This is a genomic window from Chryseobacterium binzhouense, from assembly GCF_007474545.1.
GTDB lineage: Bacteria > Bacteroidota > Bacteroidia > Flavobacteriales > Weeksellaceae > Chryseobacterium > Chryseobacterium binzhouense.
This window is the reverse complement of sequence record NZ_VKOG01000011.1, coordinates 1-14292: the sequence shown is the minus strand read 5'-3', so window position 1 is coordinate 14292 and position 14292 is coordinate 1. Positions and strand designations below refer to the sequence as shown.

General features: G+C 32.8%; 8 protein-coding genes. 1 reads left to right on the top strand and 7 read right to left on the bottom strand.

The window, feature by feature from the left end; genetic code table 11:
* Positions 1-49: 49 nt before the first annotated feature.
* The 7 genes from FNE73_RS16525 to FNE73_RS16495 form a co-directional block, all read right to left on the bottom strand.
* Positions 50-1765, bottom strand: coding sequence for an amino acid ABC transporter substrate-binding protein (locus FNE73_RS16525; RefSeq protein ID WP_143885656.1), 1716 nt, complete (start codon positions 1763-1765; stop codon positions 50-52).
* Between the two features lie 37 nt (positions 1766-1802).
* Positions 1803-3386 (bottom strand): bacillithiol biosynthesis cysteine-adding enzyme BshC, encoded by a 1584-nt coding sequence (bshC, locus tag FNE73_RS16520; RefSeq protein ID WP_143885655.1) that lies wholly within the window; start codon positions 3384-3386, stop codon positions 1803-1805.
* Positions 3387-3398: 12 nt separating this feature from the next.
* Positions 3399-5243 (bottom strand): putative porin, encoded by a 1845-nt coding sequence (locus FNE73_RS16515; protein ID WP_317129890.1) that lies wholly within the window; start codon positions 5241-5243, stop codon positions 3399-3401.
* Positions 5244-5410: 167 nt separating this feature from the next.
* Entirely contained in the window at positions 5411-6220 is an 810-nt protein-coding gene (locus tag FNE73_RS16510; RefSeq protein ID WP_143885653.1) for a hypothetical protein, read from the bottom strand.
* A 19-nt stretch (positions 6221-6239) separates the two neighbouring features.
* A complete protein-coding gene (locus tag FNE73_RS16505) occupies positions 6240-7787 on the bottom strand; it encodes a RagB/SusD family nutrient uptake outer membrane protein (protein WP_228430181.1) in 1548 nt (515 codons plus the stop codon).
* A 23-nt stretch (positions 7788-7810) separates the two neighbouring features.
* Positions 7811-10675 carry a SusC/RagA family TonB-linked outer membrane protein gene (locus FNE73_RS16500; protein ID WP_143885652.1) on the bottom strand — a complete coding sequence of 955 codons (2865 nt, stop codon included), beginning with the start codon at positions 10673-10675 and terminating at the stop codon, positions 7811-7813.
* Between the two features lie 434 nt (positions 10676-11109).
* A complete protein-coding gene (locus FNE73_RS16495; RefSeq protein ID WP_143885651.1) occupies positions 11110-13023 on the bottom strand; it encodes a S8 family serine peptidase in 1914 nt (637 codons plus the stop codon).
* Between the two features lie 401 nt (positions 13024-13424).
* Here FNE73_RS16495 and FNE73_RS16490 point away from each other — a divergent pair, with 401 nt between their 5' ends.
* On the top strand, positions 13425-14120 hold the full coding sequence (locus FNE73_RS16490) for a hypothetical protein (RefSeq protein WP_143885650.1): 696 nt from the start codon (positions 13425-13427) through the stop codon (positions 14118-14120).
* The last annotated feature ends 172 nt before the right edge of the window (positions 14121-14292 follow it).

The window sequence follows — 14292 nt, the reverse complement described above, 5'->3', positions numbered from 1 at the left end:
AATTTAAAAATTAGTACAAATATAATATTTAAGTAAAACTACTTCCAAACTATGGAACAAGTCTTATGATACGAAAACCTTTATTGATGTATGCACCATTGGACTTTGTTCTCACAAATTCAAATTTTGTAGCAAGCTGCGTCTGAACTTTGTTGATCTGCTTAAAGATTTCTCCTTTTTTATTTTCTCTTGTAAGCATATCATTTACGACATCAAAGCCGATAATTGCATATTTACCCGGAGTTTTACAGTATTTTTCTCTGTAAGCTGCTAAAATTTCTTTTTCAAATCTTCCGTCAGTATCAATCTTCCGGTCCATAAGATAAACAAGATTTGCCTGACTCAGCTCATCTACTTTTTTATCAAAACTAGGAACAGAGTACATACTAAATGCTTTTATACCCTGAACTTCTTTGGATAGAGCAATCACTTTATTAGAGAAGGCTTCCCCGATATTTTCATTATCACTCGCCAATATAGCAATAACAGGCGCAGATTGACCCGTCATCATATTTTGATCCAGCTGTATATCTGCAGCAGAATTCACGACAATAATGTTAGGATTTTTCAAATTCTTTTCCAGACCGGATTTCAGATAATTTGCATTTTCTTTTTTAGCATCTGATACAATATATATTTTCTGATCAGAATAGGCAGCCTTCACTTCTTCAGCTATTTTATCGGCATAAGTCTGGTCCGTAGTTTCCAGAATGATAAGATTGCTGTAACCATATAGTTCTGAAGAGTTGGCAAAAGGTGCTACAACAGGGATTTTCTGAGTTTTGGTAAAGTCTAATAGATCAATAACATTCGACTTGAAAAACGGGCCTATGATTAAATCCGTATTATTCGGATTAATTTGAGAAAGAGAACTCTTAAAAGAAGCTTCATTACCGGAATCTACAATTTTGACATCTAATTTTTGACCTCCCGAAGCATTTCTTTCTATAGCTAATTTGGCACCTGTAAGAAAATCAACCGCCATTGAACGGTATTGTGTTTCGTTGGTACTATATCCGAATGGAAGCATCAAAACAACACTTAAAGCATCCCCGCTTTTCTTGATATAAGCAGGATCAAGCTTTCTTATTTTCAAGATCATTCCGGTCTTTAGCCCTTTTGCTAAATCCGGATTGAGTGCGATAAGTTCGTCAATAGAGATGCCAAATTTATTCACAATAGAAAAAACAGTATCTCCCTGTTCTACAGTATATGTTGCGTATTCATCTTGAGAAGAACTGCCTGATAAAACAGAAGATTTTGAGCTGTCTGAATCTATTTTAGAATTATTATTCGTAATACTTACCGAAGGAGCGTCCATTGGCGTTGCTGATGCAATGACCGATGAACCTCCATATTTTTTTATATTATCAAGAGGAAGTGTGATTTCGTCACCAATTTTCATGTGAGAATCCAGATCAGGATTCAATTTTCTCAATTCAGCTTCAGAAATTTTATATTGTTTGGTAATGCCGTAAATAGTCTGCTTAGGCTGAAGAATAATTTTCGCCAGCTGTGTGGTTTTATTCGGGATTGCAGAGTTTCCAGAACCAGCATTTCCGCCTGGTTTTACAACCAGAATGTCACCGATTGCGATTTTTCCGTCTTTAGTTTTCGGATTAAGTTTCAGCAGTTCATCTACCGTAAGACCATATTTCTTGGAAATATTGTACGGAGTGTCGCCTTTTACAACCGTATGAGTTTTCTGCGCAGACATACTCAGAAACATACATAAACCAGATAATACAAAAAACCTCTTTATCATATTCGACATTATAATTTACAAAAATACTTCTTTAAAATTAAATGGCAACTATTATTAGATTTGAATCTTCTACGGACATTTCTTCCAGACAAAATTCTAGCCACTGATTACCAAAATCTGCATAAAAAACACTGAAATTGTAAATTCTTTCCTGCCATGATTTAGCCGGATGTATATCTAAAAAGAGCCTTTCAAGACGTTCTAAAAGTTCTCTTTGTTTAATTTTCTCTGCTTTTAATAATCTTTTTTTCATTCTTCCGAAAGATTTCAGCTGTCGGGTTTCTTCAGCTTCCACCAAGTTTCCAAAAGATCTCTCTGTAAGCTGTGCCGATTTTTTTAAATCAGCAAACTGTTGACGAAGTTCGCCTTCTTTACTTTGTAACAAATTCTGAATTTCGTTACCGAATAATATCTTTTCATTTGTTAGTTTAGTAAAATTACCGAAGAAATCTTCAATATTGAGATGCAGTCTGTCTATTTTATCTAATTTCTTCTCCGATAAAAAAAGCATTGAATTTCTGGGTATTAAAATCGGAAAAGGTATGTTAAGCTCAGAAAAATAATCTTTCAGTTCAAGCCAGTACATAATTTCAGCATTACCTCCGATATAAGCCAGATTGGGAAGAATATTTTCCTGATATACCGGTCTCATTAATGCATTAGGATTGAATTTTTCAGGATGATTTTCAAGCTCAGAAAGTAGGTCTTCTTGAGTGAATTTTATGTCTTTGTCAACAATATAATAATCTGTTCCGTCATAATCAATTCTATTTCGAGTATCAGTAAGATAAAACAGGTTGATGTTTCTGGGATTTACCTGTACTTTTCCATACTTTTCTGTAAGGAAATCTACTTTTTCCCTAGATGCTTTTTCAAGGCTAAACTGCGTAAGTTCGTCCTTAAAAATAGTAACCATCTGTTGTTTCAGCTCTTTTGAATCGCCATCCACAATCAGCAATCCAAATTCGGAAAAAAGCCTTTGAACCAAAGTCTGAATAGACTGCGTTAAAGTATTTCCCGGTTTATAAGCTTCTTTCAGCATTAAAAGCAATTCAGTTCCAAAAATGGTATCTTTAAATTCTTTTTCAAATTCAGAAATAAAAAAAATATCATTTATTTTTATCCTTCCTACAGCTCCGCCACTTTTTTCATTGATTTCGTAGAAACCGTTTTCAGTTTTAAAGTGATTAATCTCGTCAAAATCATGATCTTCTGACGCCATCCAATAGATAGGCACAAAGTTAAAATCCGGAAATTTCTCTTTCAGATAAACGCAGGTTTTGATGGTCTGCAAAATTTTATAGATAAAAAATACAGGTCCTGAAAAGAGATTGAGTTGGTGTCCTGTAGTTACCGTAAAAGTATTGTTTAATGTAAGCTTTTCTAAATTCTCTGTTTGTTTTGCTGAAAATTTGTATTCCGAAAGCTGCTGCTCAATTGTTTCTGCAAGAATCTGTCTTTTCTTATCAGAAAAATCCTGTTTAATCTTAATTTGCTGAAAAAAATTTTCATCCGAAAAAGTACTGTTTTCAAAGCCAGCAATATTTTTGCTCAAAAAGTCTTTGATCAGTTGAGGGATACTGTCGATATCACTGAAAGCTATTTTTTTTACTGTTTTCAACTCTTGATAATTTTAGTTGAACAAATACCAAACAATTCCAATATTCAATCTGAAATCGTACACGGGATAATGCGGAAATGCGTATGCCTTATTATGAGAAATTAAAGTTCCGATCTGCTGACCTTCTATAAAGAAAAACATTTTTTTAACTTTCATATTAAAATAAAGATCGGCGATTGGCTGTCCACCAATAGAGAAGGAATCATTTCTGGGCAAAATATATTCATTAAGAATAGGAAAATATTCTCTTGAAGCAAATTTTGAAAAATAATAGACTTTTAAACCCGCCTGAATTTCAGCAGCATTTTTAAATGCTTTAGACTGAAAGAAAAAATTGGCTCTTCCGATTACTGATGGCATCGGAAGCAATTCTTTGTTGGTAAGAGCATTCTGAAACTGAACTCTCGTATTCAGATGGAATTTTCCGTATGAAAATGTAGCGTCACCACCAATCTGAGAAATATTCAAAGAGTTGCTGCTTTGTCTTGGCTTTGCATCAGAACCAAAATAAGTATAATTATCTATTCTGAAATAATTGGCAAACAATTGAGACTGGAACCATTTCAGATTAACACTACCTCCTATTTCTGTTACTGCCTGATTTTTTGCATCTTCTAAGAAATAATTGAATCCTCTATAAATTGAAGTATTTGCTAAATAATTGAATGACGGATATGCGCTTTGAAAATTAACTTTTGCATCAACAAAATAATTCTTGATTGGTTCAAATTTAACATTATTGGTTGTTTTAATATAACTGCCAAACTGGCTCCCGTTTGAAAATTCAAGAAATGAATTTAACTGGAATTTATCAAATAGCTTTACCTGAATATTTCCTACTGCGCCTAATCTGTTTTCTTTAATTTCAGAAGGTATGTTTAAGAAGGGTAAAACATTTTCTGTAATACCAAATTTTAAATTTTGATGCCTTACTCCAACATCCAGCTTAAAACGCTCATTATCGAAAACGAGACTAACTGTGTTGCTCAGATTATTTGAGTATTTTTTAGTGGAAAGAGGAAATCCACCAACAATTTCTGAAGGCAGTTCAAACCAATAATTTTCTACCGCATCCTGATCGTAGTAATACTTGTTCCCTTGATTAAAAATTGTGTGTCTGATTCTAAATGGGAACTTTTCACTATTGAAAGGTGTAAACTGATGGCTTAGATAATACCGTCTGTAAGAAAACTGTGAACTGGACGATTGTAAATTTACCTGTGCATTTTGTCTGTTTCTAAATTGACGTTCGCCAGATAAGAAAAGGTCATCATCAATTATCCCTCCGTTTTCCTGATTATTAACATTCTGATGAAGGTAATGTGCAAATAACTCATAATTTCCTTTTTTAGAAGTATAATGACCGGAAAATAGAGTATTGTTATTGGCTGCTAGAGAATTTCTGTAGAAACCCTGCGAGCGAAGCCCCATATAATCTAAGGAAAAATTAAACTGTTTACCAATATTTTGAGTGTATGTAGACTGTAAGGCAGCTCCATTTCTCATTGCCGTATGATAAATGAATGTCGCTGTCGGGGTTTTAACATCATAGTATTTTACATCTTTAATTCCGATAATGCCATAAGATTTATTTTCAGGCATAAGAGAGAGATTCTGCTCGGCGTTTAACTCATAAGACAACTGATTAAATCCTGAACCAATATTGGCAAACTGCACCCTTCCAAAATTATCTCTATTGTTATATTGCGAAAAAATATAGGTTTTATTAAAAGTCATGACCGTATCAAAGATTTTCTTTTCAGAAAACTGTGTTTGATATTGGTAATCATAAATAGTAGGCTTAAAGATTTTTAATGAATCTTTATTACCTGAATCTATAACTAACGTATCAGACATTTTTTTTTCGAGTCTGTTTGAGTCTGTTTTATTCCTTATAACCTGTGCATTTACGGAAATACTAAGGAAAAATATAATGAAGAAAATGTATTTCATAAAGGCAAAAATACAAAAATAAAAAATCACCTCAAATTGAGGTGATTTTTATTTAAATATAAATTAAAGTTTTATATACCTGTAAATACATCCGCATAAGAAGTACTACCTCCTGATGTATAAGTTGCTCCAGATGGAGTACCATAAGACAGTCTTAAGTTCATAGTTCTGTTACAGAAATCAACCGTACCTTTAGAACCATCTACAGCTGGCTTAATTAGAATCATGCCATTCGCGCCATTAATATACCCAGTAGGTTGAGGTGTTGAAGGTAAGCTCAACTCACCTGTTAGTGGATTGAATTCTACAGTAATATCAAAACCTATTTCAATGTAGTCTTTTAAGATTAATGTATTTGGTGTGGTACCCAATTCAATTTCTACAGGATATTGACCAAATAAAACATTTTGTACATTAAAGAAACCGGCAAATGTATCTGGAGGACAAACCAATCCAAAAACTACTTCTACTTCCTGATTAAAAATAGCGGGTGCTAATGAAGCAGACCTAACTTTAAAATAAGCTTTTTTCCCCGCTTTAGCAGCAGTTTCTTTAACATTGATTTTAAAACCTCCTAAAGAGACTCCTGCGGGAAGCACATCGGTAGATTCAATAATTGTGAAATCAGTACCTAAAACAGCAGTAGATTTTGCTGCGTCAAAAACTAATTCTACATTACTGTCAGCACCAGCAGCCTTGGTTACACCGTATGTTACTACATAATCCGCACTTCCAGTATCTTTAATAACGTTTGCTCTTTGAGCTGGAGTATTAAAATGTAAAAGAGATTCACCTTCATAAAATATCTCATCTTCATCTTTACATGAGGTAGGCGCAAAAACTAATGCCCCAAAAAGAAATATAGCTAATAATTTTTTCATAATTTCTCAAATTTATTTGTTAGTAACCTGGATTTTGTTGAATCGTTGGGTTTCCGTTAATCTCGTTAGCAGGAATAGGAAGAGTCCATCTATAATCCGATAATGGTAATGTAAGTGGCGTTGCAGAATTAAGCCTATCATCACCAGCGTTTCTATCAATACTAACTCCTGCAACTTGTCCTAGCCTCTTAATATCAATAAAACGGTGCCCTTCAAATGCTAACTCCACTCTTCGTTCTACTAAAATATCTCTCAAAGCTTGCTGTACTGTTGTATATACCGGAACTGGAACAGGAACAGTTGTTGACATATTTCTAGCCTGACGAATATTCCTTATAATATTTGCAGCAGTAGCCAAATCAGTTGGCGCACCATTTGCAGCACATTCAGCTAATATTAGTTGCATTTCTGTAACTCTGAACAACTTAATGTCGTTTCTTAGAGGAGTTGTCAGTTTACCTGGATATTTATCAATTACATAAACATTTGTTGTAGATGTTGGATCAACAAAGGCATATCTTCTAACATCATTTAAAGTGTTAGTATAAAGATTAAATAGGTTTAATCCAGTAGTCCATAAAGGAGCCCCACCAATATTTGTAGTGTTAGTAGTCCACAAAGCAGCAATTCCACTTAAATTACCTGTAGAAGGTCTTGCAAGTTTGAAAATATTTTCGCCTGGAATTGTGTCTACCCACATTTGTCTGTATGGAGATGGTCCTCCCGTTGCAGTATAAAAAGCTGTGTTCCAAGTTGCTGAACCCGGTGTGCCTGCTGGTACTGGCGTTGCTGCAGTCATTGGTAAAGCAGCGTCTGTAATAGCCTGCTGAGCATATTGCTTTGCCATAGCGTAATTACCTCTATAAAGATACATTCTTGCACGAATAGCACTTACAGCCGCTTTACTCATAAATAATGGCTTTGGTCTTCTAACTGTTGGCGGATTACCTACAGGTATTTCTATATTTTGATAAGCAAAATTAAGATCTGCTTCCATTGCTGCCCAAACTTGACTATTTGAAACCCTTGGCAGAACTTCAGTAATAGACATGGGTTTTAAAGGAAGCATAACTCCTAATGCATTGTCATTTTTTGTATCTGTACTGAAGTAAGTCATTAGATTCAAATATGCCAATGCTCTAATAGCTCTAGCCTCAGCAACTGTACTTCTGAAAATACTAGTTTCATCAGTTGTAGCCGGTGTAATATTTTCCGAAGCAGCAACTAGGGTGTTAACTCTATTAATAGTAGTATAGTTTTCTCCCCAAATAGCAGAAGCATATCCATTATTAGGCGTTATAACCCATCTGAAATTTGCCAAATCTTGACCAGTATTACTTGGACCAATCCTCAGTTCATCTGTAAATAGAGAAGTATATTTAATAGCTGAACTATGATCCATAGAATTATATACAGCACCATTAAGATAATTCTCTAAATTATTAACAGTTGTCAGAGTCAAATCAGGATTAATTTCTCCATCTTGAACTATATCAATAGCATCATTACATGAGACAATGGCAACAGTTGTTGCAATTATCATTGCTATATTTTTTATTTTTTTCATTTTCAATAATTTAATTTATTTTGTTAAAAATCAACTGTAACACCAAACGTAGCTGTCTTCATATTTGGATAAACAGATACTGATCTGGCAAATAAAGGTTCAGGATCATAACCTTTCCATTTTGTAAATGTAAGTAAGTTTTCTCCTTGAACAAAGACTTTTAATCCTTTAATATTACTTCCTAACATTTCTTTAGGCACACTATATCCAAAAACGATATTTTTAAGTCTTACAAAAGATGCATCTCTTAAGAATCTAGTTGATGTATCACCAAAAATTTGGTTAGTCATAAACATTGACGGAACATTCGTATTTGTATTTGTTGGAGTCCAAGCATTTAATAAGTCAGCAGTTACATTTTGACCTTTTACCTGAGTAGCATCAGAGATCCAGTCTAGTTGATTATCATACCTCCAAACGTCTGCCTGGTAAGTAAAGTGAACATCAAGTGAGAAATTCTTATATGAAGAATTTAGACCAAATCCACCAACATATTTAGGGAGATAACTTTTACCTGTACCTTTAAGATCATTCACAACATCATATGTTTCAACAGTATTACCATTCACATCAAAAAGTAAATTACCATTTGATTGATTTACTCCAACATAATCTACCATAAACCATTCTCCGATTAAACTTCCCGGGTTATTTCTTAGAATACCTGTAGTAACATTAGATTCCAAAACTTTCCCTTTGTTATAAGCTCCATTACCATAAATTGATAACTTAAAATCTTGATTGTTAAACAAATGATACTTTAACATTAATTCAACCCCTTCGTTAGATAGTTTACCATTATTACCATTAATTGTATTCCCACCAGTTGCAGGATTATTTCCAACAGCATAAGAATAAAAAATAGAATTATATAACTTTCTTGTGGTTTTCTTATAGTAGTCAACGGTACCTTCTAGCTTTCTATTTAAAAGTCTAAAATCTAGACCAACATTGGCTTGCCCCACTTCCTCCCATTGAACTACAGGATTAGCTAGTACTGAATTGGCCAAAGCACCATTAATTTGATTATATCCTTGCCCAACAGCCAAGGTGTTTCGTATAAGATTAGTAGCAGTATAAAGAGGGTTTGTCCCATACGGAGCGGCAATAACGTTTTGATTACCAATAACACCATAAGAACCTCTTAATTTTAACATATCAAATGTTGAACCTTCCATAAAGGTCTCCTTGTCAATATTCCATCTACCCCCAACTGACCAAAAAGTACCCCATTTATTATCATCCGTAAAACGGTAGCTTGCATCCCTTCTTATTGTACCCGCAATACCATACTTACTATCAAAATCATAATCGACAGTTGCAAAATAAGCAAGAGTACCAACAGTAAGTTTTTCTAAACGAATTGTTGGTCTATAAATACCTGGAGTAGCAGTATCAAATGCAACATACCCAGTTCCGGCACCAAAAACCCAGCTTAAAGGATTTAGTCCTTCTTGTTGTTGAAATGTTTGCTTATAATGTGACTTCAAATAATCAAAATAAACTCCAGCGTCAATTGTATGTTTACCAAATTGTTTTGTATAATTCAAACTCGTAATTGAGTTAAAGTTAAACTCAGACGTGTTTGAAAAAGATTCAATTCCAGGAAACGCTCTTCCACTTGTATTTGCAACAGCTAAAGCTAAATACGACCATGGTGCTCTGGCAAAGTTTCTTGTATAATACTTATAATCAATACCAGATTTATTAGTAACAGATAATTCGTCTGTAATTTTATATGTTGCAGCAAAGTTTGTAACAGCTGAAGTTTCAGTAAGTTCATTAGGTAAATTACCTCTCAACACATCCAATAAGGAGTAAATACTTTCTCCATTATCGAAATTTGTACCAAAACCATTATACATCTCATATGCATTAGCATATTTGTTAGGATCCAATAATGGCACACCAGTAATTGCAGACAACAAAGGATTTTGAACAGTATTATTATCAATTGCTGTAGAATTTTCCTGATCTAGTTGATGCCTTTTTGAATATGCTAATGAAATATTAGAATTAAATGTAAATCTATTATTTAGTGAGCGCGCATTCATATTATTCCTTAGCGTGAAACGCTTAAAATCAGTAGTCGGAACTGTTCCAGTCTGATCAAAATAACCAATTGATGTAAAATTATTAACACGCTCCCCACCGAAAGCCATTGAGATATCGTGAGACTGTGTTTGACCTGTTCTAAACAATTCTTTTCTCCAATCTGTATTTACAGTAGTCGCATCAATTTCAGCATCAGTCATTCCCACACCAACACCATCACCATAAGCTCTTTGTAGTCTCAATAATTGTTTTGAATCAGCCATATCATACTTCGTATTTGGCAGAAAACTTAATCCAACCGTCCCATTGTAAGTTACATTAAAACGAGAGCCATATTTACCTTGCTTAGTTCTAATAACAATAACACCATTAGATCCTCTATTACCATAGATAGCAGTAGCCTGTGCATCTTTAAGAATAGAAACCGTTTCTATATCATTGGGATTTAAGTTTCTGAATTGAACTGTATTAGATATCATACCATCAATGACATACAATGGATCTGAGCTAGCATTTAAAGAACTAACCCCTCTAATAATAACATCAATTTTTGAAGATCCCGGTGAACCAGAAGTAGAACTAATACTTAAACCAGGCGCTTCCCCTTGTAAAGAATTCAAGAAAGAAACATTAGGTCTGTTTTCAAGCTTCTCAGCAGATACAGTTACAGACGCAGTTACATCTTTAGGTTTAGTTTGGGTTTTATTATACCCTAAAACAACAACCTCTTCAATAGTTTTTTCATTTTTCAAAGAGTCATTGTCTTGAGCAAAAACCACCTGTCCTGTGAAAAACAACACACCAGCCGTTAGCACACGTAATTTAACATTCATATTAACAAATTTTAATATTTTTAATGAGCAAATATGTTAATTATTTTTAACATACACAAATTTTATTCAGTTTTTAACAATAAATACATAATTCTTGTTCACAACAATTGATAATTATTATACAAATGTAGATTTTAAAAAAATACATTCCACAAATGCTGGATATTATTGTATTATAAATGACTTATTAGAATATCTTTATTTGTAGCACTGCAATACATCTTAATATCAATAAAACCCGCAAAAGGAATTAGTGTACGGATGTTACTGTCTTACGAAAATAGATATCTAAAATAATTTAGAATAATAAATATTAACTTAAGATTGTCTTGATTAGAGAATATACAAAGGAGATCTGTTAGAAAATTTATTGATTTTTTTCTTATACATAAAAAAAAGGGTTCAGAATTGAAACCCTTTTATACTTATTAAATTTATGATTTTATAAACTTAAAACTTTCCTGTTTATTTTTCTTATCCGTATAAATCAGAATATATGTTCCTTTTGGCAATTCCATTACTGAAATTTTACCATTTTCCACCTTCCTTTTATTGACAAATTTTCCCGACATATCTAGAATAACAACAGTCGCATCTTGTCCATTGTTATTTTTAAAATTTATCCAATCTTTAGTAGGATTAGGAAATATCTCAATATCACTTTCTTTAATTGTATTATTATTAGTTCCCAAAGTAGAAACATTAGCTCCACTCACGATCAATGAAAAAGGCTGGCTTCCTCCTGTAAGATTCCCTTTATGTGTAACTGTTATTGTATAATTACCACTTGGTAAGGGAATATCAACTCTTTCATAATTATCAACATCGTTAGTAGAGTTATTGCTAGGAGCGGTAAACAACCCCGTTAAACCATGAAGTTTCCAAGGATAATAAATTGTACCTGTAGTTGAAACAACCTTTACATCTAAATCATTCACAAGATATTTTGTAGCTGGATCAACTGTCCCTGAATTTTGACCTGGATATTGTGGATCAGTCCAGGAAATTGAAACTTTCAATGGCACAAAACCACCCGCAGAAATAGATTTTGTAAAAGAAGTCCCATTAGCTAATACATTTTCTTCAATAATTGTTCGGGAAGAAGTTAGATTCTTGTCACGAATTACTTTCGCAGCACTTTCCGCATTAATCAATCCCCATCCAAATTCATAATCTGGACCATCGTATGAACCGGCCTCATCTGCAGTATGCATAATCAAACCTTTAACTGTAGCCGCTTTCATGTAAGCAGAGTAAAGTTGATTATAGTATTGTTGCAAAAGCAAAACAACTCCAGTAACACCAGGTGCAGCCATAGAAGTTCCAGACATAAAACCTGCACTTGTATCACTTGTTGAAGTTGTTGATCTTACATTAACACCCTTCATTGATATTTCAGGCTTTATTCTGCCATCATCAGTGGGTCCATAACTACTAAAACTTGACATTAATACACTTCCTGGACCACTGTATGTATTTACTTGTTCAACCGCAGCAACTGTTAAAACATTTTTTGCTGTTGCTTTTCCTCCTATCATATCATAACCAGTTTTATTTGTGAGTTGTGTGATATAGGGAACACTTGTATCATTTCTGCTATTTCCTGCAGCAAAAACTGGAAGATAGTAAGGGTTTAGATAACACAAAGCATCTGTCTGTCTAGAATCACTGCTATATGCTCCAAGTATCCATAATTGACTATTCGACATCAGATCAGGTCCATATGAATGATTAGATGTGAGTAAACCTTCAGAAGCCTCACTTTGCATTTCAATAAGATCACTATTCCAATCGTACGATTTGATTGATGAGTTAAACGCAACACCTCTCAATAAAGCTGTAAGACCTTGAGCTGCTATCGTTCCTCCTACATGGGTACCATGGTTAGAAACAGAAGCCCCATCCATTAATGCGATTTTTGATGTACCACCAACTGAAAATTCTTGATGGGTACTTCTAATACTGCCACCATCCCAAACGCCTGCAATCATACCTTGCCCTTGAATATTTAGAGATAGACCTCCACCATTATATAATGTATTTGCCCTAGCTGTAGTAGCAGATCCTGCGTTATATGTTTTTATATAAAGTGGAGAGCCATCAGGTAAAATATCGAATAATTCTTTCATTCCGTACTCACCAAATTTGACAACCTGCTGCACATTTGGATTTAGATTTAAATAATTGTTAATTTTTAATTTACGATTATTTTCATCAGTCTTTAGTTCTTTTAAAAGCTCGATATTTGCAGCTTTATCTGAGTATTTTGACAACTCCTTCCTTTCACTATCACTTTGTGCATAAACAAAATTGGATAGTATAATGAGTAACAAATATTTTTTTTTCATTTTCCTCTTAATTAACTATTTAAAATATATTATCAACAAAAATCCTAAAAATTATTTAATTACACAATAAAATCTGCTGAAATTAACACCAATTATGATAATAGATAATTGCTATTTATGACAATATAAATGGCAATTATTCTTATATATATTATTTATTATTAATTTGCTTGATAAATAGGTCTATTAAAGAAATATTTTTTTACTTTTATGGATATGATAGTAAAGCATTGAAACTAAAATATTATTTAAATTACCCCAACTTAAATTTACATATAAAAATAATAATATTTTGCTAAATCCTTATTTCCTCCACGGTATATAATTTTTTAATTAATATTTTTTATTCAACCTAGGTTGTTTTCATATTTTTTTTTAAATTTGGATCTTAAATGAAAAAAATGAAAAAAATAACAATAAGTATATTTACAATTCTATTTATTTCTGCTAGTGCTCAATCAAATTTTTCTTTAGCAAACAATGGTGGATTTTTACCTCAGGATAATGCTGTTTTCAACAAAGTAAATTCTCCAAACGCAGGAAAGAATCTCAGCTATAGTGACATTCAGGGTACTCCATATTATGGTAAGGGATACAATGTAGCCAATTTTTCCGGAACAAATGAAACTGCACCTGCAAGATATAACTCATATAATGATGAAATTGAATTTACTAAGGAGGAGAAAACCTTTATTCTTCCAAAACAAGATAAATTTGGAGTAATTAATTTTACTAGCCCACGATATAAAATGGTACGTCTTAATACTAATGATGAACTCTCTGGATATTTTTTTGAGAGTATCGAAGGAGATAAATATAGTCTTTATAAAAAAATTAAAACAAAATTTGTGGATGCTGTGATTGCCGCAAATTCTTATGCTACAGACAGACCGGCATCTTTTAAGACTCTAGATCCAATTTATTATATTAAAACAGCAGAAGGAACTTATATAAAAAACCCTAAAAATCAAAAAGATTTAATTCAGCAGATGCCTGATAAAAAAGAAGTTTTAACTTCTTTCTTTAAAGAAAATAAGATAAAGTTTGATAAAGAAGAGGATATGAAAAAACTTGTCACATTCTTAAATCAAAACTAATATTTATATAATTTCACTGAAAATAAGGCTTAGATTGTTTTATCTAAGCCTTATTTTTTTATATAACTAAAGAAGTTTATATCTGGTTTAATAGTCAAAAATAGTTGGTAAAATTCTTTGAAATGCTGATAATTAGTGATGATATAGAAAGTTTATTGAACTTTGTTTCAAT